This is a genomic window from Pedobacter sandarakinus (genome assembly GCF_026240095.1).
Classification (GTDB): Bacteria; Bacteroidota; Bacteroidia; order Sphingobacteriales; family Sphingobacteriaceae; genus Pedobacter; species Pedobacter sandarakinus.
Genome location: NZ_JAPIVG010000001.1, coordinates 629,569 through 653,394, shown reverse-complemented (window position 1 = coordinate 653,394; position 23,826 = coordinate 629,569). Strand labels below are relative to the sequence as shown.

Here is a 23,826-nt window from a genome sequence, read left to right as displayed (position 1 = left end):
AGTTTACTTTCTTTTGTTATTTATAGCCTTTAGATAATATTTCAAAAAATTTAAAATTCCAAATGTACTATAGTTCTTTTTTATCCATGAGAGATTTAGTAGTGAGCCTCCAAACATTAATTCTTTGTAAATATTTGAAATCCTCTTCCTTAATAACCTTTCAATTTTTTTTATTTCTAATATCGAAAACAGTTGCTGTAATTTAATATTTGTCAATAACCTTTTTTTCATTTCTAGCTCAGCAACTAACATCGTATTCCGGTTTATACTGGAATTCATTGAATGAACACGTATAGAAGTAAAGCAACGCTCATCTTTAAGGTAGTGAAAAACATTATTCTTTAGAGCAAGCTCAAGCCAGAATTCCCAGTCTTCATTATATCGTATGTTTTGGGGGAAAGGGGTATCTGTTAGTAAAATTCTTTTTCTGAAAATTGGAGCACTTATTAATAGATTCTGATGAGAAAGTTCGCATATATTGTTAAATGCGCTCGAATTTAGATATGGAGCTGGAGCCGGCTTCATATATCCTAACTCATCAAAAAATAAACCATCACTAAAGATAATATCTATTTTTTCATGCTTTATAAGGTAATCAACTTGTATTTGAAGTTTATCAGGACTGATTAGATCATCTGCATCAAGAAATTGAATGAATTTGCCAGATGCTGCTTTTATGCCAACATTGCGGGCGGTAGAAACTCCACCATTTTTCTTTAAAATCCATATAAATCTTTTATCTGCTGTACAAAAGTTTTGTACAATTTCTTGACTATTGTCCACAGAGCCATCATCAACGATAATTACTTCCCAATTTGAATAGGTTTGAGAAACAATTGAATTTAAAGTTTCAGCAATGAAATGACCATAATTATAAGATGGAATTATTATTGATATGAGTGGTGTATCCATATAAATGCATTGCTAGAAAATTTCTTAATCCGCTTTAAATTTAGATCCCCAAATATGTTTAAAGATGAAATTCAACTTGCTTATAGTGCTTTTTTTGGAGATAAATAATAACGATTTGTAGTGAGCGTACATGAAAAAGATCAGACCAAAGCATAAATAAGAATTTAATCTGCTACGGTAGTGCTTCAATAATATTTCGATAAACTTTTGATCTTTATTGTATTGGTAACTGGCGAAAATCTGTAATTCATTTAAAGTTTTCTGAATTTTAACTCGGCCATAAAGAATGGTTTCTGGTTTTTCTCTTTTCAGTTTTAAAATGTTGGTGTCAGATTTTTCATGTTGGCGATATTTTGCCAATGGCTGATTTAAGTATTTGATGGAACCATGATTGGTAGCTACAAAACTGATCCAACGATCATGGAAGATTTCTGATGGAAAAGGCACTATGTAATTAACCAAATCTTTTTTAAAAAGGCAAGCATGGCCTGAGACACTATTTGATAGAAGGAATGGCCTAACACTATCACCTTCATACATATTAATAATATCAGATAGGTTTTTATGAAGTGGAGTGCCATCACTCGAAATAAATGCTGAGTCGTGGTAAATTAGATCGTTGTATCCGATAACTGTAACTAAGATATTTATTTTATTCAAGTCCCAAACATCATCCTGATCGCACAGTGCGATGAAATCTCCGGTACAAAGTGACACAGCCCGCTCGAAATTTTTGATATAACCCAAATTCTTTTCGTTTTCATAAACTTTGAAGTTGGCAAGTTGGTTTTCATAAGATCTTAGTATTGATGGTGTAAGATCAGATGAATGGTCGTCCACAACAATAATCTCCAAGTTGGGGTAAGTTTGGTTAATGATAGAATCTAACTGTTCAACCAGGTATTTTTCTCCGTTATAGGTACATAAGGCTATTGAAACTAACGGCTTATCCATACTTAATCGTTAAAAGCCTGCATATCAATTAACCTCCTATATAAGCCATTGGATGCCATTAATTCCGAATGGCTACCACTTTCAACCACTTCACCTTTATCAATCACCACAATTTTATCAGCATGCTGTATCGTACTCAAACGGTGTGCAATAACAATTGATGTTCGGTTTTTCATCAGGTTGTTTAAAGCTTCCTGCACTAGCTTCTCAGATTCTGTATCTAAAGCCGAGGTAGCCTCATCTAACAACATAATTGGTGGGTTTGCCAGGACCGCTCGTGCAATACAAACCCGCTGTCTTTGTCCGCCAGATAATTTATTGCCCCTATCGCCCACAGAAGATTGATAGCCGTTTTCGGTATTTAAAATGAATTCGTGAGCATTGGCAATTTTAGCTGCCGCTACAACTTCCTCTTCAGTTGCATCTGGCTTTGCGAAAGCAATATTATTAAAAATAGTATCGTTAAATAAAAAAGATTCTTGATTTACCGTTCCCATTTGTGAACGAAGATCCTCAATTTTCACGTCTCTGTAATCTAAACCATCAATTTTTATGGAGCCTGATTTTGGATCATGAAAACGAGGGATTAAATCCATCAGGGTACTTTTTCCACCGCCAGATGGTCCAACTAGTGCTACAGTTTTACCTTTCTCAATATCGATGTTGATGTTATTCAGGATCTGTTTATCACCATAATAAAACGAAATGTTTTCTAAGGTAAGTTCGCTTTTAAAATCAGGAACCGCTTTGGCATCCGGTCTATCTACCAGCTCTGGTTTGGTATCAATAAGATCTAAAACACGCTCGCCGGCAGCAATGCCAGAATGGATGCCACTAAACGAGTCTGTTAATGCTTTTACGGGTTGCATAACTTGAGAGAAGGTAGCTATGTAAACGAGAAATTTTGAAGGTGTTAGATCTCCCTGTCCGGTTAAAATCATGGTGCCACCATATAGCACGATAAAAACCACCACCAGAACACCCAAAGTTTGCGAAACAGGTGAAGCAAGTTGTTGCCTTCTCACCATTTTTCTATTTAGAAACGAATAAAATTTATTTTCATCATCAAATTTTTGTTTAACTCTTTGGGTAGAATTGAATGCCTTAACAATTTTAATTCCGCTTAAAGACTCATCAAGAAAACCAATCATTTTAGCGAAAGATTCATGTGATTCTTTTGCTTGTTGCTTTAGGCGTTTAACAATTTTACTTATGATAAAACCTGAAACTGGAATTACGAGTAACGAAAATAAGGTTAGTTTTAATGAAATTGAAATAAGCACGCCAATATAAAATAACAACTGAACAGGTTCTTTAAAAACAACTTGAAGTGTATTTGTTACTGTAAATTGTACTACCTGTACATCTGATGCAACTTTAGAAATAATATCTCCTTTCCGCTCATTATTAAAATATCCGATGTGCAAATTCATTACATTATTAAAAACAGTTCGTCTTAAATTAAGCAAAGTATGCACACGCAAATCTTCCATATACCGCTGGGATAAATAACGGAACAAGTTGGCTAAAACAACAGTTACTACAATAACCACACAAACCAATTTCAAGGTTTCCGTTTTGCCGTATTGATCGATCCAGAAGTTAATCTGTTGGCTAAATTTGGCCATAAAATCTAGTGAAGAACTTGCCTTGCTCAATGTAGTGGGTGCATCACTAACAAAGAGTGTCTCTAGCAATGGCCCAAGAAGTGTAAATAGGAAAGTGTTAAACGTAATGGCGAAAAGCGTAGCAATAACATAGGGTATTGCAAATTTTTCAATCGGTTTGGCAAAGGATAGTAAACGAAAATATATTTTCATTATAAGATTAAGCTATTTTGTGGAACAAGGTTGATTAAACATGTTCGAAAATTTTAAATAAAACTAAGCAAAGGTACGGTTTATATGCAAACCTATTTGGTAATAGAAACCCCTCTGTTTGAAAATTACAATTTGGTTGAAATGTGCCAAGCTAAGAGGTTTTTAGTGTTATATGTTGTAACCCAAAGTCTTAAATACAGGGCGCCAGTAGTCTGCATATTTATCCCAATCATGGCAACCAAAGGGGAAATCTTTAGGAGTTAAATTTTTTATTCTAATGGGCGGCACTTCAACGGCAAATTTTAAAGCAGTTGTGCAACTTGGAATATGGAGTATACGCTGTTCTCGGTTCACCTCTATGCTCCAAAACACATCTTCATTATGTAAATGATCATTGGCAGATAAATAATCATCAACTATAGGTTTTAGCAACAAGCACAAATCATGAAACTTAGCTACCCGTCTCAAAGAGAAACCACCATTACCAACTTGATTATCTAACTGTCTTTGATTGGGTGAACTGTTATCCCCAAAGTTGAATTGCGAAACAATTCGCCGTTTTAACTTAGAGAATAAGAGCGATATTGGATCTTTGTGATATGTTTTTTTTATCCATGGAGCTCCAATGTAATCCCAATTTTGGTTGCACCAATCAGATAAGCCATCGTAAAAAACAAAACAATCCATCTGGTACACTAAAATATACTCGTAATTTAAAAATGCTTTGTAAAATTCGGCCGATAGCATTAAACGATTATAGCCCGCAATATCTTGGAAATAATGGTTGCTAAAATTGATAACGTTGTCGAATTCAATTAAATTCGAAAGTGATGGAAGTAAAAGTTGGTCTGGCTTTATCGCAACAATATCGTGCCTAGATAAAGTTTTTTGACATTGTTGTAAAGAAATCTTTTCGTATGCTGAGAGATTTTGTTTATAAAATGGTATAACAATGGCAACCTTTTTCAATCGATTTATTTTAGATTATTTTTAATTATGCAACAGGCATCTCTATACCAGACATTTTTCATACAAGCTTAGGTATTGTCGTGCCGAAATATCCCAAGAGAATCTTTCGGCTTGGTTAATCATCTCAACACTCCTGTTTCTGGCTACAAAATCCTCCATCCCCTTGGTAAATACTTCTTGCATATGCTCAGGTTCGAAATTATCGAAGTAATAAGCAGCGTCTCCACCAACCTCGGGTAAGGAAGTAAATTTTGATAAGAAAACTGGTTTGCCAAAATGCATCGCTTCAATGATGGGTAAACCGAAGCCTTCTGCCACCGAAGGGAATACGAATGCGCTACAATGCTGATAATACCAAGCTTTATCATCATCGCTAATTTGGCCAGTAATATGTACTCGATCTAAACAATTGTATTTTTCTGCTTCGGCTAAAATCTTCTGTTTGTGTGTTGTTTCCCTACCAGAGATCACCAGTTCGTAATCATTATCCTTCAATAACGCTGGCAGCAAATGGAAACCTTTTTGTACAGAAAGTAAACCAATGGTGAAAATAAATTGCTTATTTGGAATGAAGGCCGGTTGATGGTTTTCTTTAGCCAATAATTTATCTGCACCGTTGTAAATTACATTGATTTTTGTGGCAGCTTCCGGAAAATAATGTTTAACATCATTCGCAACAAATTTAGAAATGCAAACAATTTCATCGCACTGCGAAATTAATTTACCGAGCTTCTTAAGGTAAACTTGTATTCGGTGTGGCCGACTAAATTTTAAATGCACCTTATTCATATCATGAATGGTCATTATTTTTTTAGCATTCACCTTGCTTGGCCTCAACCTGCAGGTCTGGTCTGAAAGGTGAACCACATCAAAGTTATTCTTATGCCTAAAAAAGAGTCGATCTAGTTTGGAGAGATAAAGTATATCTACAAGCCCATTAAAAAGGTATGCCGTTTTTTTGAATAAATAGAATTTAATGCTAAACCTACCATTATTCTGCTTTATAATGGCATCACCAAGTCCTTTTCCAAACGAAAAATACCCGCAATTGGCATCTTTCATAGAATCAAAAGTTACTAAAACAGATGGTTTCGACATGCTGAAAATTCCTTTATTTTGAGTTATGCTGAGGCAAAGGTAATATATTTAAAGGCAACAAAATGCCGCAATGATTATTTCACAATTTTATAATTACGGTATTCAAACAGCCTAATCCCGGTTAAATCCTCAATTTTTTGCAATAGCTTTCTTCGAAAATTCATTTTCGGGGTTTCTTTAGTGAGGTCCTTTTCGAACTTCCAATTGGCGGCTGCAATGCGCTCCATCATCACCTTTGGATGTGTGCCTGCGAAATGGATTAAACGATCGGCATTGTGCATATCGTAAGTATCCTGCACCGGGTAATTCTCCTCAATCCACGCCTCGGTTTGGTAAAATTGGTTGAAATTCCGAACCTTTCCTTGCAGCCCTTTAGGTGGTTTTACCCAGCCATAATGATAAATAAAGGCATCAATTAATTTTACCCTTAATTTTCTACCGTTAATTCTAAATCCTTGTGCATCGCGATAGGAAGAAACGCCTGGAAGATTTTTGATAATCCGAACTTCCCTGCGGTACCAACGCCTTGATTCGGCAAGGTAATCATACGAAGCATAGAAATGTTTGTATTTTAGAAGAAGTGCCTCAACGCTACCATTTTGAAGTTCATGCTCCATCTCCCGTTTAATCAGTGGTAGATATTCTTCATGTATTGCTTCGTCTCCCTGAATGTAAATCATCCAATCGGTATCAGTGCCTATCTTAGCTAATGCCTTGTTGGTTTCGTCGGCAAAAACTTTTCCACCTTCGCGAATGTGCTCATCCCAAATGGTATCGATGGTTCTGATCTTCGGATCGATACTTTTTACCATTTCAGACGTTCCATCTGTAGAGTTGCCAAGCGCAACAACAAAATCATCACACAAGGGCAAAACAGAAAGAATTGCCTCTCTCGCAGGATAATCATTTGCAATTGCATTTCTTAAAAAAGTAAACCCGGTAACTTTCATGCAGATTTGATGTTTTTACGCTTTGTGGCTTATAATTTTGTTTATTTGTACAAAGATAGTTTTATTGATGAATACCCATCTATCCATTTTAAGCGAAGTTAAACAAGGCAATTTTAGAGTTTTGGCCAGGGCACTAACCTTGGTTGAGAATGATATAGCGCCTGCCAACTTACTGCTTAAAAGCCTAGATAATCTTGCTCATACGCCGGTAGTGGGTATCACTGGTCCGCCAGGAGCTGGTAAAAGTACGCTGGTTAGTGCTATTACCAATTATTTTGCAAGCCAAGGTAAACGGATCGCTATTTTGGCGATAGATCCAACTTCGCCTTTTAACTTTGGGTCATTATTAGGAGACAGAATTAGAATGGCGGGGCAGTTTAATAATCCCAATGTTTTCATACGGTCGCTGGCCACACGTGGCGCATTGGGTGGCATCTCTGCAAAAACTATAGAAATGGTTGATGTTTTGAAAGCAGCTAATTTCGATTTGATTTTGATAGAAACGGTTGGCGTTGGTCAGTCTGAAGTAGAAATTGCAGGTTTGGCCGATAAAACGATTGTAACTTTGGTGCCGGAATCTGGTGATGAGATACAGAATATCAAATCTGGTTTGATGGAAATTGCCGACTGCTTCGTAGTGAATAAAGCCGATAGAGATGGTTCTGAAACTTTTGCTAATAATTTGCAAAAAATGGTTCATCAAGGCATTAAGACTATCCCGGTGTTAAAAACCATTGCTGATAAAAATGGTGGGATAACCGATTTATGCCACTGGATTGTAGCCCCCATCGAAAATCTCAATGAAAGAAAGCTGCTGCTCTTTGCAGAGAAAACCTGGAGAATTATTCAAAATCAAAAAATGCTTTCCGTTGATAAAATCCAATTGCGGAAAGATTTGGAGATCGCATTGACAGAACCTGGCTTTAATATTTATCGCTTTGCTGATGCATTTATAGATAAATAGGTATAAACCTGAAAAACTTCTCTCCACTATAAACCGATGGAAATAATTTCTTGCAATGAAACGTTAAGGGCTTTTATCACGTTTAATTAGAAATAATTATTCATGATAAATTCATGTGCCCACTTTAGTTTCGTTAGCGTAGATAACAAGTCTTGCCGATCTGATACAGCACTTTGTTTACTGGTACCATATTTGTCTTAAAGTAAAAAAATAATTTTATATGGCTTTAGCTTACATTAATCTCAGCGCTAAACAATATTTTAATTTTATGTGTACTACGGCATTCGAACGCCGGATATTTCACGATAGTTATAGCGCATTCCAACTGCAAGCGCAACGTTATGTAAAAACACCATCAACACATACTTTTGAGCATATGCTCACCACGAACCCAGGTGCAGCTAGTTTACATCAACAACTTAATACTGCAGTAGCCAATACCATCAATGGACTAAAAAATAAAGCGCCAATAATATGCAATACAGACAACGAACCCCTTTTTTTCGATGTGGCGGACTTTGAAATTCATAGTTCAGACTTATTAAATAAAGCTGCACATGTTGTTGCAATAACTTATACCACCCCTATATTGGTACTCCACGATATCGTAGGCGATTGTCTTGTTTTGAGTTATCAAGCTGAAAATACCATCGATCATACATTTATGGTTAACTTCAATCAGGAATTGAAAATTAAACGTTACAGAAATTTAAGCTTAACCTATTAATAGATTAACTAACAGAATAGATAAATTTTACTGACTTAAGGTACTTTCCACGTTATAGATGGTTTAATTTTTTGTTTTTGTGCATTTGTTCATTAATTTAATCTAGATGATATTTCTCGATTATACCAGCTTACTAAGCAAATAATGATGAGATTAATCTGGAGTTTTAAATAGGCTTTATTGATAAAAGTTGGGAAGACTTCGATAATTTGGCTAAAAAAACATCTTTAAAACGTGGCATAACGGCCAATCAATCAACATATTTATAAAATATTTAAATAATAAAAAATAAAAAATTGATTTATAGGTATTTAAGCATATCTTTGATGCAAATTAAAATACAATATAATGCAACAAGGAACAGTAAAATTTTTCAATGAAACTAAAGGTTTCGGATTTATCACTCCATCTAATGGCGATGCCGAAATTTTTGTTCATGCTTCAGGCTTAATCGACAACATTCGCGAGAATGATACCGTAAACTACGATGTAGAAGAAGGTAGAAAAGGCCTAAACGCGGTAAATGTAAAGGTAGCTTAAGAAAACTCGAACACATAAATCGTAAAAAGTCTCAACGCAAGTTGAGACTTTTTTTTTGGTCTATAGCTAATGAAGTAGTGGCTTAAGCTAAGTATGGCGTTTCTATGAGCTGCGTTCTTACAATCGATTTATTTAACAGTGAACCTATAATTTTGAATACCCATTTTTCTGGAAAAAAACATACCTTCTCTAGGTTAGATCAATAGTAAAATCAGAAAATTGGTTAAAATCTACGGAGTCACTTAGAATGTTTCTAAATAAATGTTTTATGCTTGTTTTCTGCTAATGCTTTATAAATTAAAGCCATAATTAAATACTTTTGCAAGAATTATAGATATAAATCCTAATCAAATGAGTGGTTTCGGAAATGCTCTTTCTTCATCAATAGGAAAGAAATTCATTATGGGTGTTACAGGTCTGTTCCTGATACTCTTTTTAATTGTACACTGCGGCATCAATGCGTTAATTTTTATTAACGATGGTGGTTTAACATTCAATGTCGGCGCACATTTTATGGCTACAAACTGGATTATCAGGGCTGGCGAAATTGTGTTATTTATAGGCTTAATTGCGCATATTGTGCAAGCGTTGCGCTTAACTTTAGAAAATCAAAAAGCCAGACCGGTAAAATATGCCGTGAATGATGGAAAAGCCAATAGTAAATGGTATAGCCGATCAATGGGTTTGCTAGGTACACTATTACTTATTTTTTTAATTGTTCACCTATCTAACTTTTGGGTTGTTTCTCGTTTCACCGGGATACCTACGGTAGATGCAAACGGACATGAAGATTTGTATGCCGTGATGAAACTATCTTTTCAAAACCCGCTAATTGTAGCTTTGTATGTGTTATCAATGATTTCTCTTTGCTATCACTTACTACATGGTTTTGCTTCGGCGTTTCAAACTATGGGCTGGAACCACTCTAAGTACAACGGCATTATAAAGGGCGCAAGTGTTTGGTATTCGGTAATTATATCGATCCTTTTTGCAGCGATGCCAGTTGCGGTTCATTTTGGTCTTATTCAATAATTTTTAGCACACCAGAGATATGTCAGATATTAATTCAAATATTCCAGAAGGCGATTTAGCCACCAAATGGACCAAATACAAATCTTCTGTGCCTTTGGTTAATCCATCGAACAAAAGAAGTATTGAAGTAATTATTGTTGGTTCGGGTTTGGCGGGCGCTTCTGCAGCCGCTACCTTAGCCGAGATGGGTTATAAAGTAAAGTGTTTTTGTTTTCAAGATTCGCCGCGTAGAGCGCATTCTATTGCTGCTCAAGGTGGAATTAATGCAGCAAAAAACTATCAAAATGACGGTGATAGCACTTATAGACTATTTTATGATACCATTAAGGGTGGTGATTACCGTGCCCGCGAGGCGAACGTGCACCGCTTGGCAGAAGTTAGTACAAATATTATAGATCAGTGTGTGGCCCAAGGGGTTCCTTTGGCCCGCGAATATGGCGGTTTATTAGATAACCGTTCTTTTGGTGGTACGCAGGTTCAGCGTACTTTCTACGCAGCAGGACAAACTGGTCAGCAGTTATTGTTAGGTGCTTATTCTGCTTTAGAACGCCAAATTGGGATGGGTAAGGTAGAGATGTACACTCGCCACGAGATGCTAGAGGTTGTTAAAATTGATGGAAAAGCACGTGGTATTATTGCCCGCAATTTAATAACCGGCGAAATCGAACGCCACTTTGGTCATGCAGTGGTGCTGGGTACCGGTGGTTATGGAAACGTGTTCTACTTATCTACCAATGCGATGGGTAGCAACGTTACTGCAGCATGGAAAGCACATAAACAGGGAGCTTATTTTGCAAACCCATGCTATACACAAATTCACCCAACTTGTATCCCGGTTTCTGGCGATCATCAATCTAAACTAACCTTGATGTCTGAATCGTTACGTAACGATGGTAGGATTTGGGTTCCTAAAAAGAAAGATGATAATCGCAAGCCTACTGATATCCCAGAGGATGAAAGAGATTATTATTTGGAGCGTCGTTATCCAGCGTTTGGTAACTTAGTTCCACGAGATGTTGCCTCTCGTGCCGCCAAAGAGCGTTGCGACGCAGGTTACGGGGTGGGTTCATCTAAATTGGCAGTATATTTAGATTTCAAAGCGAATACTGAGCGTTATGGGAGAATAGAGGCGTCTAAGTCGGGTATTCATAATCCAGATCAAGAAACTTGTATGCGCTTGGGAACTGAAGTAGTTAAAGCAAAATACGGCAATTTGTTCGATATGTATGCGCAAATTACGGGCGAGAATCCTTACGAAACCCCAATGCGGATCTATCCGGCAGTGCATTATACAATGGGTGGTTTATGGGTTGATTATAACCTAATGACTTCTGTTCCTGGCTTGTATTGTACTGGAGAGGCTAATTTTTCAGACCATGGAGCAAACCGTTTGGGCGCTTCAGCGCTTATGCAGGGTTTGGCCGATGGTTACTTTGTTCTTCCTTATACCATTGGAGCTTATTTATCGAAAGAAATTTCAGTAAAAGCCATACCTACTGATCACCCAGCTTTTATAGAAGCAGAAGAAAGGGCAAAAGGTATCCTTAATAAATTAATTAATATCAAAGGCACCAAGTCTGTGGATCATTTCCATAAACGCCTGGGTTTAATTATGTGGGATAAATGTGGTATGTCTCGTAGTGAGGAAGGATTGAAGGAGGCTATAGAAGAGATCAGGGCTTTGAGAGCTGAATTTTGGAGTAATGTTCGCATTCCGGGTTCTGCAGATGAATTGAATACCGAGCTTGAAAAGGCTGGAAGAGTAGCAGATTTCATTGAACTTGGAGAGTTAATGTGTATAGATGCATTAAACCGTAACGAAAGTTGTGGTGGCCATTTCCGCGAAGAGTATCAAACAGAAGAAGGTGAAGCATTGCGTGATGACGAGAATTTTGCTTACGTTGCCGCTTGGGAGTTTAAAGAAGGCGTAAACTTCGAACTCCACAAAGAAGATTTGAAGTTTGAAAATATTAAAGTAGCACAAAGAAGTTATAAATAGTATCAAGATGTGAGGATCAAGTATCAAGACCCATAAGTTCTTGCTACTCGATACTTGTTAAATGATACTCCAATCTCAACAGAAATGAGTACAGGAAATATGAATTTAACGCTAAAAGTTTGGCGTCAAAAAAATAGCAAAACCAAAGGTGCTTTGGTAGATTATAAACTTTCGGGTATCTCGCCAGATATGTCTTTTTTGGAGATGTTCGATGTATTGAACGAAGATTTAATTAATAAGGGCGAAGAGCCTGTGGTGTTCGATCATGATTGTCGTGAAGGTATTTGCGGTATGTGTTCTATGTTTATCAATGGCCGTCCGCATGGTCCGAAAGATTTGGTTACCACCTGCCAGTTACACATGCGTTCTTTCAAAGATGGCGACACAATCGTTGTAGAGCCATGGAGAGCCGCTGCATTTCCTGTGGTTAAGGATTTGGCAGTAGATCGATCGGCTTTCGATCGTGTAATAGCATCTGGTGGCTTTATTTCTGTTAATACAGGTAATGCGCAAGATGCAAATAGCCTTCCAATTCCGAAATTACAGGCAGACGCTGCCTTTGAGGCAGCAGCATGTATTGGCTGTGGCGCCTGCGTGGCAACATGCAAAAATGCTTCGGCAATGCTGTTTGTATCTGCAAAAATATCCCAGCTAGCATTGTTACCTCAAGGGCAGCCAGAACGTTATCGTCGGGTTCAGAGTATGGTGGCACAAATGGATGCCGAAGGTTTTGGTAACTGTACAAATACAGGTGCTTGCGAAGCAGAATGTCCTAAAGGAATTTCTTTAGAAAATATTGCACGCATGAACCGTGATTTCGCCTCTGCAAAATTTGCGTCTGAAGAATCACTTTAAAAAATATACTGTGCGTTCGGCCTAATATCCGGATTGTTAAGCCTCAAACTAGTTTGGGGCTTTTTTTTGTAGAGAAGATTGCCATTTCTTTCATGGCAATTTTAAGTTCGTAAAGCTTAGTTTTTGAGAGATTGTTGTTGTTCGCTCGTGTATGCGAAATCATTTGAAAGGTAAAAACTTCTATACGAAAGCATTTAAGATGAAATGAGAACAAAATATAAGTTTGCGAAACTGGCAATTTTCTTATGTTGGCATACTAAAAATTTAGTCGATTTAAAATTATATTCCGTTTAATTTGCATTTACTTCAATAATTTCATAAATTTAGTCTTCCGAGACAGGAGAGAAAACATAAAACCCCGGCTAGTTTTTAGCAGGGGTTTTGTGGTAAAAAAGGGTTACTACCAATTCTACGGCTGAAAGTTTACGTTAATGTTGTATCTAACCCTTACAGGCTTGCCTTCTAACATCGCCGGATTCCACTTCGGCGAATTCATCAGCACTCGTTTAGCCTCTTCATCAGTTTCTTTTGTCAACCCTCTTACTATTCTCACATCGGTAAGCTTGCCATCCGTCTCCACTATGAATGAAGCAAATACTTTCCCTTTCACTATATCTTTCTTAGCTTGAGGCGGGTACTTAATATTCTTATGTATGTATTCGTAAAACTTTGCGATCCCACCAGGATAGGATGGTTGGACTTGTACCGATACAAAATCGTACACTTTTTGTGCTACAGCTGATTTATTCAGCAAAGTTATGCCCATAAAGGCAACAAATATTAGCTTTCTCATTTTCCTTGTATGAAGTTTTTAGATTTGGACGTGTGCTACAGCTTACGTTTTATTTTTTTAGTAGTAATGATGACTACACCATCTGCATCTTGTTGATGCTTCCCAGTTAGGTTTTCTCCTTTGATAACAGAAACCGAATCGATATCATCAGCATTTAGTGATTTAATATCCTCGATTTGGACTCCATCGACAACATAAATCAGTTTGGCCTTCGGATCAGTATCTTTAAACAAAAGATTCTTTTTAGTGTATTGGCCAATATGATTAGGCTGGGTTGGACTTAGCCTCAAGCCTGATACTCTCCCAGAGAGATTTAGCGAGGATGTATCCAAAGGTGTGAGTTTGCTCGATAACCCACCCAGATTACTTTTTTTACTCGTGACTTCAATTACCCCATTTCTGCCATCTTCTCCATATAGCGTTATTGCAGAAGGCCCTTTGTGAACATTGATAGACGAGATAGAGTCGGCGTTTAAACTTGCGATTGTAATTGTACCATTTAGAGGCTGTTTTTTACCATCAATGACAATTAATGGCTCCATGAAACCATTGGTTTGGCTCCGTAAGGTTATAGTTGGTCTCTTTAAGGTATCGATAACTTGTGCAAAGCTCGTAATAGAAAAACCGATAACAAACACGGTTAATAGTAACTTTTTCATTGTTGCTTGTTTTTAGAATCTAGATTTTACATTGTCAACCATTGGGAACTTATTCAAATTATCGATAAGGTCTGTTTTTTCAAAAATACTTTCCTTATGCGCCTTTGTGGTAATTAATATCGCTCCAACTTTAGCCTTTAAACCATAAGAATTTATTGCAACCTGATCTTTAAGAATTGATATTGAAGCGATACTACCAGGATCGATGCCATTCAGAATGGAATTATCTACTTGTCTTGTTCCATCAATTACTACAACACCGTCAAAATGCTGCAAATCTAGTTTTGATGTGTTCGACTTATTAATCTGTATAGCAGGCTTTACTGGCTGTTCAACGGGTTTTTCCTGCGGTTTAGACAAGTTAAAATTAACGTTAATGTTATATTTAACACGAACAGGCTTGCCCGAAGCAATACCTGGATTCCATTTAGGAGATTCCTTTAACACCCGAACAGCCTCTTCATCGGTTCCGCTGCCCAACCCTCTGGTAATTTGGACATCATTAAGGGTACCATTTTTCTCTACAATGAAAGATAAAAATACCTTTCCCTGAACATTGTTTTGAACAGCGAGACTTGGATACCTGATACTTTTTCCTAAATAATCATAAAACTTTGCAATTCCTCCAGGAAACTCTGGCTGTTTCTCGATGGATACGAAGTCAAAGACCTTATCATCATCGTTATCAGTTTCCTTTGTAAATGGCGAACCAGCATATGCAATGACCGTGATGGTTGATAGTTTTTGATAGCCCTGCACAGCAAGAACTTTTTCGTTCTTAACAGGTCCATCATGCCCATTCAATTTAAAATCGACGGCCAAAGTGTATTTGCCATCGGGTAGTTCTTTATAGTTTTGAAAAGCCAGTACCCTTGTCATTACTTCTTCATCGCAACCTTCACCTAAACTTAAAACAGTTGAAAGATCTGTGATTTTACTATTTTTTAGTGTGAATTTAACTTGTGCCTTTCCCTGAATGTACTTTTTCACCGCACTTTCGGGATATTTTATGTGTTGTGAAATAAAACGGTAAAAGGTTTGCCAATTACTATCATCCTTTAGAAAAGCGCTATCTGCCCTAGCGACTATTTTGGGCATTCGTTCTGGTAAAATGATTTCTTTAACAAGCGCTATGGGCTCTGCTATTTCAATTTGATCGGTTATTGATATCAGGTTTTTGTTTTTGCGAACAGTTGCGGAAGAGAATACGATCAGTATGGCAAATAGCGGAATGAAAATGCCATATTTCATTACAGCTATTTTTTTAGAACGTTCTTTTTGCAACATAAAAATCCTTTTTTTGATCAAAGACTTATCGAAAAATCCATTTGTTAGCTGATGAGGTGATACACCAAAGGACTGACTAAGAATCAGCATAGCATATTCGGCCTTGTCTCCCTGATACGCGGCAGCATGCTCATCAGCCAAAAATTCGTGAATGTTTTTGATAGATTTCTTATAAAAATATACGATGGGATTAAACCACGCCACAATTCCTATGAGTTCGAAAAAAAGTACATCCAAGCTATGCAACTGTTTAATATGAACTTCTTCGTGAATATCTATAATGTGGGGAAGACCTTGGTCGATGATCTTTATTCCAAAAAAGGAAAAGGCCGATCCGGCTCTTGCATGGTTAATTAAATGTTTTACGGCCATCAAATTGAAAATCAATCTTGACACAAAAAATATGATACCCACACAATATACCATAACGAAAACATTCCCCCAGTTAAAGCTATCGCTGCTTTCAGAAATTATAGTTGTTTGTTGCAACACAGCATCCCAATTAACAGTAGTATAAACTTGTTGTGCCGCCTTTTGTTCGGTAAGCCACTCCAGGCGAATAAACGGGATACCTAGCGATAGTATGCCTCCTGCCACCAAATAAATTCGATTGAGCAGGAAATAGGTTTCCTTATCCAGTAGCAATTTGTAAAAACAGTAAAAAACAATCAAATAGATGTTTACTTGTAATAGGTAGTGTGCAAAACTCATCTTGGTCTATGTTTGATGTTGTTAATCATTTTAAGAATTTCATCAACATCGTTAAGGGCTAATTTTTCTTCCTTAACGAAAAATGAAAACATGCTTTCTACCGAGTTTTCGAAGTAATTACCAAGTAGTTTTTCGGTAGCATGGCGTTTGTATTCCTCTTTACTGATTAAAGGGTAGTATTTATGCGCTTTTCCGAAGGCTTCGTGGCCTATAAAGCCTTTGGTTTCAAGAATTCTAATAATGGTGGAAACGGTATTATAGGCTGGTTTAGGGATTGGTAATTCATCAATCACATCTTTAACAAATGCTTTTTCTAACTGCCACAAAACCTGCATTATCTGCTCTTCGGCTTTGGTTAAATCTTTAATTTCCATAACAATTTTATAATAAGGATAACGACAAAATATATTGTCTTAACTAAAGTTAAAACTAATTTATTAGTTATCCAAATTTTGTAATGATTATTAGAAATATTTCTTGGGTACCTCTAGATTGTAATCAGGCTATTTTTGATTGCGTATACAACTAACCCAGTTCTGGAACGAATGCTCAGTTTTGCAAAAAGGGATTCTCTATAATTATCTACTGTTCTAGGACTTACATTCATCAGATCGGCAATTTCTTTGTAAGTAAGCTCGCTGCTACAATGTTGCAAAAATGCCAGTTCCCTGGCGCTAAACATCGGCTTCGAATCGCCATCTTTCAGGGCAACCAAAAGCCTTCCCGAAACAAGCTCATTTACGTAGAAACCTTTATCCATAATGGCTTTAATCGCCTTTAATAATTCGTTAGGGGTAGATTCTTTAAGCATGTAACCATTTGCACCGGCCTTTAGCATTCCAATAATGGCTTTCTCATCTTCGAGCATAGACAGCGCTAATATGTTTACATCCGGGTGGTTTTCTTTCATCCACTTTGTGGCTGTGAAACCATCCATTACGGGCATATTGATATCCATTAAGATGAGTTGCACATTTGGATGTAGCTTCATTTTGCGCTGCAAATCCTGTCCGTTAAGGCTCTCGAAAGCGATTTCTATCTCATCAAATTCATCAAGTAAGCTTGCCAGACCAGAGCGGAATAAAGTATGGTCATCAACAATTGCAATAGAAATAATTTGGTTAGACATGATTTAGGGATATGGAATTTCAATATTGATATGAGTGCCACTATTTTGCTCCGAATTTAATGTTAATTTTCCATTGATCATCTCAATTCTTTTTAAGATAGATTTTAATCCCATACCCGATTTTTTTTCCTTGATTTCTTCATAATTAAAACCTACACCATCTTCCTTTACTTGAAGATAAAGGATGTTATTGGTGAAAAAAGCATTGAAACTAATCTTCGTGGCATTAGCATGTTTGATGATGTTGCTAATAATTTCTTGCAATAAACGGAGAATGATGAGGTCTTTATCGGGCGATGTTTGCTGCAAGTCGACCAGGTTATTTACCACCTCTATTTCATACGCACCCGTTTTAGTTAGCCAATTTATTTCTTGATCAATAGCGTGTTTAAGACCGTTTTCTACAACCTGCTCTCCATGTAAAAGTTTGGCCAATTCTCTTAGTTCTTTAATAGATTTATTCACTAATGAGAGCGAGTTTTCTATTTTCTTAGTTGCCTTTTCGCTATCCTGTAAATTAACTGAATTTAATGTTAAGGTTGTAAGACTTAATAACTGTCCTACATTATCATGAAGCTCTGTAGCAATGGTTTGCATGGTTTGGTCTTGAACTTCTATTCGGGTTTGCAGCATTTCCGATTCAAATTTTTGCTGCATGGCTGCTTTCTCTAAAATATGATCTTGCTTATGCCTATTATAAGACCTAATGTACATGATTAGAAAAAATGGCATAAGTAAGAAGATCAGGGTTGCACATGCAACTAATATTGCGATTTCCGTTGTCTCGCCCTGCATAAGTAAGAGTATGTCCAAATGCTGTATAGAATTATATTTAAAATGATAATGATAAGATAACTAAGCGTAAAGCCTTTAAATAGTTTAAAGTCGAACACATGGTAAAGCAGGTTGATTACAGTGCTGCCAAAGTAATAAAAAACTACTCCTGTAACCCACCAAAATTCAGGGTGACCGTTAATTTCAACAAAGTTTTCATCCTTAAGCAACAAGTAGTAATAATACAAGCCATAAAAGGTAAATACAACAGACATCACCGTTACCGTTACCGAATTAAATTCCATAATACCCGCTTTAAAAAAGAAAAAAAGGTAAATCAGGTAAATAAATCCTAAACCAGAGAAAATAACTGGTTTAGGATTTATGTATTTTTTAAAACCGTGATATAATCCGGTAAAGATAAAGCTGATCTCGAAGAGTATAAATATATTATATAGCCAAAGGTTATTTTTTTTCAACGAGAAAAGATAGTTACCAAATGTTTCAGACAATAGGGCAATCAGTAGGTAAAGTATGTTTAGCTTCCAGAAGGCAACACGATCGCCTTTGAGCAATAAAAATGCACATACCAAGCATATTACTTCTGCTATAACTATTGCTGAAATCAGTTCCATTCTTTAAAGTGTAACCCCCTCACACATATCGGGGCATTTTTTACCTCGGTTTTCAATATTGTCCGTATCATCTTCAGATTCTACAGCAGTTAGTCCAAGTGCATTGGTTTGTCCTTCTGAAAAAGTAGGAACCAATAATACGGTATTTCTGCCAATATCATCTTTGGGTAATCCATCTACAGTTGCCTCGGTATATTGCGCAAAGTATATTCTTAACCCATTGTGCTTTCCGTCATTTATAATGTTAGCCAATGCTAAGATTTGCTCTGCCGGAAACCATACCGCTTTGGTAAAAGAATTTGGATCTTTCGATGCTTCCTTACAATAGGCATTAACCATCTCTTGAGCAATCTTTTTATCTACAGATTGCAAACTGTTTGTTGTACTCATAATTTGTTAGGTTTGATTTTTCTAAAAATCGGTATTTAGATGCTTATAGGCAATAGCTAGCATTTACTTTGAATACCGTAAAAACACCTTTTTATTTAGGGCATTTTACACTACTCATATTTGAGTAGTAGCCTATACTTTTGGATTGTAGAAACTAGCGCATTACAATTCATACTAGCAGATAAGGTTTTTTGTTTCTAGCGAACCGGATACAAGTTTAGCTTGGTGCACGGGTAGGAATAAGGCACAGGTAAAATGTGCTAAGCGGGCAGATTTAAATTAATTATTACTGCGATAAAATGATTAACAGTATGCAAACGCAAGCGAATAGTTCTTCGATAACTGAACGCGAAGTGGAAATTGTTCAACTCTTATCTAAGGGTTATAACAGTAAAGAAATTGGTGATATGCTTTTTATAAGCGAGCATACGGTAAATACACATCGCCGAAATATGGTAAGAAAACTCGATTTACGAAATTCTTACCAGCTTATTGTTTGGGCATTTAAGGAAAGAATTATAACCTGTTAGTAAGGAAACGATACAACCATTAACGCTGCTCTCTCTCTCAAACAACAAAGCCTGCATTTTGATTACACAATCATAAATGCGGGCTTTTGTATTACTACTACTTTATGCTTTTTTTGGTTACAATAAAATATCCTGCAATAAATAGAATTGCGGCATAAATTAAGCTCGAATAAATTTCCTGCGTTAGTATTGAAAAACTTGTAGGGTTTGAGGCTTTCTGAGCGACAACACTGCTATTCAAAACCATAGAGGGGTGGCTATAAGGTATCAGGTAAGCATATTTCCATCCTACGTTACCAGCAATGATTCCCATAACGGTACCAACAAAGCCTATACCCATTGGCTTTAAGAAATCGCCCCAAAGTAAACTAAGTATGAATTGTATGGAAAGAATTCCCAACGCTGAAAGAAACAATTTTGCGTAGAACTTTAGCAATAGGGAGGAAGGGTCGTAACCAGAAAAATTATACTTCGGAACCATCAACTGCAATACATTCCCAAAGAATAAGGTAAGTGTGCCGAAAAGAAATAGGCAAGTAAATATTAAACCAACAGCGTACAGGTATTTTGCTGCATATATGGAGAATTTGTGAAGCGGCTGTGCAAATAGGCTTTTCCAGGTATCGTTTTTATGCTCCATGTTGTTAACAGAGAATGCCATAAATATCACATAGAATGGTAAAATCAACACACCCATCACGCCTAAAGCAGCGCCGATGTATTTAAACCAAAGCACCATAGGTGTATAATGCATTTGCAAAATCTTTTCTGCGTTGACAAAAAATCCAACGCTAATGAGCCCGCATACGATTAGGGGCAACAGAATGGCTGCCCAAAAGGCAAGTGTTTTTCTTGACTTATAAAATTCGGATTTAAGAGAGATACATAACGAGCGCATCTTAGTTGTTTTTAGTAATGTCTAAGAATAAGTTTTCTAAATCTTTTCGTTGGCTTTGCAGCCGGGTAACGATAAATCCTTTCTCAACAAGCAGGCTATTTATTGCGCCACTTTGTTGGGCAGAGATGAAAGATGTTGTGATGGTGGACGTATTTCTGCAAATAACCTCGAACCCAGCAGTTGCCATACATGCCGCAGCTGCATCAGTGCGGTCAACTTCTATTTCTAACATTGGTTTATTTAGCAGCTGAAGTGCTTCGGTAGTTCCCTGGAAAAGCAATTGACCTTTATTGATGATACCCACATGGGTTGCTATTCTTTCGATTTCCGAAAGCAGATGGCTTGATACCAGGATGGTTTTATGCTGCTTAGTAGTGAGATCAATCATCAGATTTCTAATTTCGATAATCCCATTTGGATCTAAACCATTGGTGGGTTCATCCAAAAGAAGTAATTCCGGGTCGGGAAGTAAAGCTAACGCAATACCTAAACGTTGTTTCATCCCCAAAGAATATTTGTTGGCTTTTTTATTTGCGGCATCTGTTAAGCCTACAGTTGCAAGCAGTTCATCAGCTTTGCTTTTTTTTATACCCAAAAGCAAACATCGATTAATGAGATTTTCTTTGCCAGACAAATGCCCGTATATGGCAGGTTGCTCTACGAGTGCACCAATTCGTTTTAAAATAGCAATGCGGTTGCTATTAATCTCTTGATCAAAAATAAATACCTGATCTTTTGGCGATTTTAGGAGATTCAGCAGGATTTTTATCGTGGTGGTTTTCCCGGCGCCGTTTGGCCCTAAAAAACCATAAATACTGCCCTTTGGTACTTGTAGTGTTAGGTTTCTAACAACAGGTTGATTGCCAAACTTGAAGTTAAGCCCCACTGTTTCAATGGCATAACTACTCATTATCTTTATTTGAAAATGGCCGTAGCCTGTTTCACAATTGTAGTGGTAGAACCTTTAGTAGATTTTACTACAACTTCCGCATCGTTCTGATTAGTGTTAACGGTTAGCGTTAAAATAATCATCATAAATACAGGAACTAAAAGAAGTAAAAATGGCGAGGTGTTGGCTAATTTTTTCATGGTTGTTTTGTTTTGATGATTCAAAGAAACACAATGGAAACTGCCTGCAAAAATGTATTATACCAAGTGTTAAAGATTCTAGATAAACAGGCATTTTTGGCGTTGGTCGATAAATTGATCTGTTTGTCGATGATTTGGAATGTTATGCCCGTTGGTAGAAAAAAAATGCCTGTTGGTAGATTGTTTTATTTTTAAATTGAAAGTTTATTTACTTTGGATGCAGCAAAACAACATTTCCTATCTGGTGATTGGTTGTCTCAAATAACATTACAATAATGAAGAAAAGCAAGGGTCCATTAATTCTACATTCTATCTTTTGGGGGTTGATTTTGATGTTTATCATCATCATTGTAATGCTCCAGAATGGAGTTGTTACATTGAAAGATTATGTGCTTTCTTTCGGTGTATTCGGCATCATTAACGTATCGATATTTTACATCAATTATATTTTTCTCATTCCTAGTCTAATCAAAAAAAGAAAGAAATATTGGCTGTATATGCTTTCTTTTTTTGCGTTGATAGCGATAGCTGCATTGTTAAAAACCACCATTGCAGTGCTCAACCCAACAGAGCTACTACACTATACAATGGATGGAAAGACAAAAGAAACCCCTGTAAATACTTTTGTACTCAACAGCGCTTTTTCGGCGGGTTTTTTCCTTGTTGCAAGTTGCCTGATAAAATTTACCATCGATTGGTTTTCTAACGAACGCATTCAGCGTAACCTGGAAAGCGAACGGAGAGAAATGGAGTTACAGTTCCTTAAATCGCAATTAAACCCACATTTCTTATTCAATTCGCTCAACAATATCTACTCGTTAGCCTATCAGAAATCTGATAAAACAGCGGATGCGATTATGAAACTTTCGGAAATTATGCGCTACATGATTTACGAAAGTAACACGCCCACTGTAGCGCTTAACAAGGAAGTAGATTACCTGATCAATTACATCGAATTGCAAAAAATTAGATTTAAAGATGGTGCATTTATAGAATTAACCCTAAATGGCGAGATCGATAACCAGAAAATTGTTCCCCTCATGTTAATCTCTTTTGTTGAAAATGCATTTAAGCACGGCGTGGTCAATGATCCTGAAAATCCAGTAAAAATTAACATTATTGCCAACCAGAAAATTTTGCATTTTAGCGTTATCAATAAAAAAAATGCCCAGAATAAAGATGCACAAGGCGGTGTTGGTTTACCCAATGTAGAACGTAGGCTGCAATTGGTTTATCCTGATAGATATAAATTAAATGTTGTAAATTCGGCTACGCATTATACCTGTGAACTGATGATTGACATCTAAATAGCCGCAAAAAGCTTTAAAACCATCATCGAAAAACATAAAATTAAATGAACTTAAATTGTATTGTTGTAGACGACGAGCCTCTGGCGCTAGATATCTTGCAGGATTATATTTCCAAAGTGCCTTTTCTAAATTTTGTAAAAAGGTGTGAGAATCCGATCGAGGCCTTGCAGATTGTGCAGGCAGGTGGAATAGACCTGGTCTTTCTGGATATCCAAATGCCGGAACTTACCGGAATTCAGTTTTTGAAAATAGCAGGTAATAAATGCCATTACATTCTAACTACCGCCTATCCTCAATATGCATTAGAAAGTTACGATTTAAATGTATCTGATTATTTGTTGAAACCCATTGCATTTGATCGTTTCTACAAGGCTGTTGAAAAAGTGCACAATCAGGTTAAGCCTGCAGATGTACCGGCCAGTGTGGCACAACCAATTATTACCCCGGCTGCATTTTCTAATGCACCAAATCCGGTACAAGATTACATTTTTGTAAAAACTGAACATAAAATTCAGAAAATATACCTCCACGATATTCTATACATCGAAGGTTTAAAAGATTATATTTCTATCTACACCAAGGATGAGCGTATTATAACCTTGCAAAGCATGAAGAAGATGGAAGAGGCGCTTCCGCAAAGTCAGTTTATAAGGGTGCATAAATCTTACATTGTTGCGGTAGATAAAATTGAAAGTATCGAACGGAGCAGAATCTCGATCAATGACAAAATTATTCCGGTTGGAGATACTTACAGAGATGAGTTTTTTAGGGTAATCGGCAATAAAAATATCTAGATAACAG

The 23,826-nt window shown here is 36.7% G+C and carries 26 protein-coding genes; 9 read left to right on the top strand and 17 right to left on the bottom strand.

Going from position 1 to position 23,826, the window contains the following annotated elements:
• Window positions 1-3 precede the first annotated feature (3 nt).
• The 6 genes from OQ268_RS02700 to OQ268_RS02675 form a co-directional block, all read right to left on the bottom strand.
• Complete coding sequence (locus OQ268_RS02700) at window positions 4-912, bottom strand: glycosyltransferase (protein WP_265854520.1); 909 nt, start codon at window positions 910-912, stop codon at window positions 4-6.
• A gap of 24 nt (window positions 913-936) precedes the next feature.
• Window positions 937-1,866: a glycosyltransferase gene (locus tag OQ268_RS02695; protein WP_265854519.1), complete on the bottom strand. Its 930-nt coding sequence runs from the start codon at window positions 1,864-1,866 to the stop codon at window positions 937-939.
• Window positions 1,867-1,868: 2 nt separating this feature from the next.
• On the bottom strand, window positions 1,869-3,686 hold the full coding sequence (locus OQ268_RS02690; protein WP_265854518.1) for an ABC transporter ATP-binding protein: 1,818 nt from the start codon (window positions 3,684-3,686) through the stop codon (window positions 1,869-1,871).
• 168 nt (window positions 3,687-3,854) lie between these two features.
• Window positions 3,855-4,655, bottom strand: coding sequence for a DUF5672 family protein (locus tag OQ268_RS02685; RefSeq protein WP_265854517.1), 801 nt, complete (start codon window positions 4,653-4,655; stop codon window positions 3,855-3,857).
• Window positions 4,656-4,697: 42 nt separating this feature from the next.
• Window positions 4,698-5,753, bottom strand: coding sequence for a glycosyltransferase family 4 protein (locus OQ268_RS02680; protein WP_265854516.1), 1,056 nt, complete (start codon window positions 5,751-5,753; stop codon window positions 4,698-4,700).
• 74 nt (window positions 5,754-5,827) lie between these two features.
• A complete protein-coding gene (locus OQ268_RS02675; RefSeq protein ID WP_265854515.1) occupies window positions 5,828-6,703 on the bottom strand; it encodes a glycosyltransferase family 2 protein in 876 nt (291 codons plus the stop codon).
• A 67-nt stretch (window positions 6,704-6,770) separates the two neighbouring features.
• Between OQ268_RS02675 and meaB the strand changes: the two genes are divergently transcribed.
• The 6 genes from meaB (at window position 6,771) to OQ268_RS02645 (ending at window position 12,820) form a co-directional block, all read left to right on the top strand.
• A complete protein-coding gene (gene meaB, locus OQ268_RS02670; RefSeq protein ID WP_265854514.1) occupies window positions 6,771-7,667 on the top strand; it encodes a methylmalonyl Co-A mutase-associated GTPase MeaB in 897 nt (298 codons plus the stop codon).
• A 220-nt stretch (window positions 7,668-7,887) separates the two neighbouring features.
• Window positions 7,888-8,394 carry a hypothetical protein gene (locus OQ268_RS02665; protein WP_265854513.1) on the top strand — a complete coding sequence of 169 codons (507 nt, stop codon included), beginning with the start codon at window positions 7,888-7,890 and terminating at the stop codon, window positions 8,392-8,394.
• A gap of 348 nt (window positions 8,395-8,742) precedes the next feature.
• Complete coding sequence (locus tag OQ268_RS02660; protein ID WP_010599638.1) at window positions 8,743-8,934, top strand: cold-shock protein; 192 nt, start codon at window positions 8,743-8,745, stop codon at window positions 8,932-8,934.
• 351 nt (window positions 8,935-9,285) lie between these two features.
• On the top strand, window positions 9,286-9,966 hold the full coding sequence (locus tag OQ268_RS02655) for a succinate dehydrogenase cytochrome b subunit (protein ID WP_265854512.1): 681 nt from the start codon (window positions 9,286-9,288) through the stop codon (window positions 9,964-9,966).
• Window positions 9,967-9,985: 19 nt separating this feature from the next.
• A complete protein-coding gene (locus OQ268_RS02650) occupies window positions 9,986-11,965 on the top strand; it encodes a fumarate reductase/succinate dehydrogenase flavoprotein subunit (protein ID WP_265854511.1) in 1,980 nt (659 codons plus the stop codon).
• A gap of 84 nt (window positions 11,966-12,049) precedes the next feature.
• Complete coding sequence (locus OQ268_RS02645) at window positions 12,050-12,820, top strand: succinate dehydrogenase/fumarate reductase iron-sulfur subunit (RefSeq protein ID WP_265854510.1); 771 nt, start codon at window positions 12,050-12,052, stop codon at window positions 12,818-12,820.
• Between the two features lie 409 nt (window positions 12,821-13,229).
• On the opposite strand, the gene OQ268_RS02640 is transcribed toward OQ268_RS02645, so the two are convergent.
• The 8 genes from OQ268_RS02640 to OQ268_RS02605 all read right to left on the bottom strand — a co-directional run bounded on the left by OQ268_RS02640 (window position 13,230) and on the right by OQ268_RS02605 (window position 19,198).
• A complete protein-coding gene (locus OQ268_RS02640; protein ID WP_265854509.1) occupies window positions 13,230-13,613 on the bottom strand; it encodes an energy transducer TonB in 384 nt (127 codons plus the stop codon).
• A 35-nt stretch (window positions 13,614-13,648) separates the two neighbouring features.
• Window positions 13,649-14,272, bottom strand: a complete 624-nt coding sequence (locus OQ268_RS02635; RefSeq protein WP_265854508.1) for a TonB-dependent receptor — start codon at window positions 14,270-14,272, stop codon at window positions 13,649-13,651.
• A gap of 12 nt (window positions 14,273-14,284) precedes the next feature.
• Window positions 14,285-16,270 (bottom strand): M56 family metallopeptidase protein, encoded by a 1,986-nt coding sequence (locus OQ268_RS02630; RefSeq protein ID WP_265854507.1) that lies wholly within the window; start codon window positions 16,268-16,270, stop codon window positions 14,285-14,287.
• A complete protein-coding gene (locus OQ268_RS02625; protein WP_265854506.1) occupies window positions 16,267-16,644 on the bottom strand; it encodes a BlaI/MecI/CopY family transcriptional regulator in 378 nt (125 codons plus the stop codon). Before OQ268_RS02625 ends, OQ268_RS02630 begins: the two co-directional genes overlap by 4 nt.
• A 113-nt stretch (window positions 16,645-16,757) precedes the next feature.
• Complete coding sequence (locus OQ268_RS02620; protein ID WP_265854505.1) at window positions 16,758-17,399, bottom strand: response regulator transcription factor; 642 nt, start codon at window positions 17,397-17,399, stop codon at window positions 16,758-16,760.
• 3 nt (window positions 17,400-17,402) lie between these two features.
• On the bottom strand, window positions 17,403-18,131 hold the full coding sequence (locus tag OQ268_RS02615) for a sensor histidine kinase (RefSeq protein ID WP_265854504.1): 729 nt from the start codon (window positions 18,129-18,131) through the stop codon (window positions 17,403-17,405).
• 29 nt (window positions 18,132-18,160) lie between these two features.
• On the bottom strand, window positions 18,161-18,808 hold the full coding sequence (locus tag OQ268_RS02610) for a hypothetical protein (protein ID WP_265854503.1): 648 nt from the start codon (window positions 18,806-18,808) through the stop codon (window positions 18,161-18,163).
• Window positions 18,809-18,811: 3 nt separating this feature from the next.
• A complete protein-coding gene (locus OQ268_RS02605) occupies window positions 18,812-19,198 on the bottom strand; it encodes a hypothetical protein (protein WP_265854502.1) in 387 nt (128 codons plus the stop codon).
• A 311-nt stretch (window positions 19,199-19,509) separates the two neighbouring features.
• Here OQ268_RS02605 and OQ268_RS02600 point away from each other — a divergent pair, with 311 nt between their 5' ends.
• Window positions 19,510-19,728, top strand: a complete 219-nt coding sequence (locus OQ268_RS02600; RefSeq protein WP_265854501.1) for a response regulator transcription factor — start codon at window positions 19,510-19,512, stop codon at window positions 19,726-19,728.
• A 97-nt stretch (window positions 19,729-19,825) separates the two neighbouring features.
• On the opposite strand, the gene OQ268_RS02595 is transcribed toward OQ268_RS02600, so the two are convergent.
• Genes OQ268_RS02595 through OQ268_RS02585 form a run of 3 tightly spaced genes read right to left on the bottom strand, consistent with a single transcriptional unit; the run spans window position 19,826 to window position 21,715 of the window.
• A complete protein-coding gene (locus OQ268_RS02595) occupies window positions 19,826-20,626 on the bottom strand; it encodes an ABC transporter permease (RefSeq protein ID WP_265854500.1) in 801 nt (266 codons plus the stop codon).
• Between the two features lies 1 nt (window position 20,627).
• Window positions 20,628-21,536, bottom strand: coding sequence for an ABC transporter ATP-binding protein (locus tag OQ268_RS02590; protein ID WP_265854499.1), 909 nt, complete (start codon window positions 21,534-21,536; stop codon window positions 20,628-20,630).
• Between the two features lie 5 nt (window positions 21,537-21,541).
• On the bottom strand, window positions 21,542-21,715 hold the full coding sequence (locus tag OQ268_RS02585; protein ID WP_265854498.1) for a hypothetical protein: 174 nt from the start codon (window positions 21,713-21,715) through the stop codon (window positions 21,542-21,544).
• 275 nt (window positions 21,716-21,990) lie between these two features.
• Here OQ268_RS02585 and OQ268_RS02580 point away from each other — a divergent pair, with 275 nt between their 5' ends.
• Together OQ268_RS02580 and OQ268_RS02575 are read left to right on the top strand one after the other, a co-directional pair.
• Window positions 21,991-23,022, top strand: coding sequence for a sensor histidine kinase (locus tag OQ268_RS02580; RefSeq protein ID WP_265854497.1), 1,032 nt, complete (start codon window positions 21,991-21,993; stop codon window positions 23,020-23,022).
• Window positions 23,023-23,069: 47 nt separating this feature from the next.
• On the top strand, window positions 23,070-23,819 hold the full coding sequence (locus OQ268_RS02575) for a LytR/AlgR family response regulator transcription factor (RefSeq protein ID WP_265854496.1): 750 nt from the start codon (window positions 23,070-23,072) through the stop codon (window positions 23,817-23,819).
• Window positions 23,820-23,826: the final 7 nt, after the last annotated feature.

Coding starts and splice junctions, on each gene's coding strand:
- OQ268_RS02655 (WP_265854512.1), top strand. CDS start 9,286: ATGAGTGGTTTCGGAAATGCTCTTTCTTCATCAATAGGAAAGAAATTC.
- OQ268_RS02625 (WP_265854506.1), bottom strand. CDS start 16,644: ATGGAAATTAAAGATTTAACCAAAGCCGAAGAGCAGATAATGCAGGTT.
- OQ268_RS02675 (WP_265854515.1), bottom strand. CDS start 6,703: ATGAAAGTTACCGGGTTTACTTTTTTAAGAAATGCAATTGCAAATGAT.
- OQ268_RS02665 (WP_265854513.1), top strand. CDS start 7,888: ATGGCTTTAGCTTACATTAATCTCAGCGCTAAACAATATTTTAATTTT.
- meaB (WP_265854514.1), top strand. CDS start 6,771: ATGAATACCCATCTATCCATTTTAAGCGAAGTTAAACAAGGCAATTTT.
- OQ268_RS02620 (WP_265854505.1), bottom strand. CDS start 17,399: ATGTCTAACCAAATTATTTCTATTGCAATTGTTGATGACCATACTTTA.
- OQ268_RS02580 (WP_265854497.1), top strand. CDS start 21,991: ATGAAGAAAAGCAAGGGTCCATTAATTCTACATTCTATCTTTTGGGGG.
- OQ268_RS02650 (WP_265854511.1), top strand. CDS start 9,986: ATGTCAGATATTAATTCAAATATTCCAGAAGGCGATTTAGCCACCAAA.
- OQ268_RS02615 (WP_265854504.1), bottom strand. CDS start 18,131: ATGCCATTTTTTCTAATCATGTACATTAGGTCTTATAATAGGCATAAG.
- OQ268_RS02680 (WP_265854516.1), bottom strand. CDS start 5,753: ATGTCGAAACCATCTGTTTTAGTAACTTTTGATTCTATGAAAGATGCC.
- OQ268_RS02605 (WP_265854502.1), bottom strand. CDS start 19,198: ATGAGTACAACAAACAGTTTGCAATCTGTAGATAAAAAGATTGCTCAA.
- OQ268_RS02610 (WP_265854503.1), bottom strand. CDS start 18,808: ATGGAACTGATTTCAGCAATAGTTATAGCAGAAGTAATATGCTTGGTA.
- OQ268_RS02700 (WP_265854520.1), bottom strand. CDS start 912: ATGGATACACCACTCATATCAATAATAATTCCATCTTATAATTATGGT.
- OQ268_RS02660 (WP_010599638.1), top strand. CDS start 8,743: ATGCAACAAGGAACAGTAAAATTTTTCAATGAAACTAAAGGTTTCGGA.
- OQ268_RS02600 (WP_265854501.1), top strand. CDS start 19,510: ATGCAAACGCAAGCGAATAGTTCTTCGATAACTGAACGCGAAGTGGAA.
- OQ268_RS02585 (WP_265854498.1), bottom strand. CDS start 21,715: ATGAAAAAATTAGCCAACACCTCGCCATTTTTACTTCTTTTAGTTCCT.
- OQ268_RS02575 (WP_265854496.1), top strand. CDS start 23,070: ATGAACTTAAATTGTATTGTTGTAGACGACGAGCCTCTGGCGCTAGAT.
- OQ268_RS02635 (WP_265854508.1), bottom strand. CDS start 14,272: ATGAAAAAGTTACTATTAACCGTGTTTGTTATCGGTTTTTCTATTACG.
- OQ268_RS02595 (WP_265854500.1), bottom strand. CDS start 20,626: ATGCGCTCGTTATGTATCTCTCTTAAATCCGAATTTTATAAGTCAAGA.
- OQ268_RS02645 (WP_265854510.1), top strand. CDS start 12,050: ATGAGTACAGGAAATATGAATTTAACGCTAAAAGTTTGGCGTCAAAAA.
- OQ268_RS02695 (WP_265854519.1), bottom strand. CDS start 1,866: ATGGATAAGCCGTTAGTTTCAATAGCCTTATGTACCTATAACGGAGAA.
- OQ268_RS02630 (WP_265854507.1), bottom strand. CDS start 16,270: ATGAGTTTTGCACACTACCTATTACAAGTAAACATCTATTTGATTGTT.
- OQ268_RS02590 (WP_265854499.1), bottom strand. CDS start 21,536: ATGAGTAGTTATGCCATTGAAACAGTGGGGCTTAACTTCAAGTTTGGC.
- OQ268_RS02690 (WP_265854518.1), bottom strand. CDS start 3,686: ATGAAAATATATTTTCGTTTACTATCCTTTGCCAAACCGATTGAAAAA.
- OQ268_RS02640 (WP_265854509.1), bottom strand. CDS start 13,613: ATGAGAAAGCTAATATTTGTTGCCTTTATGGGCATAACTTTGCTGAAT.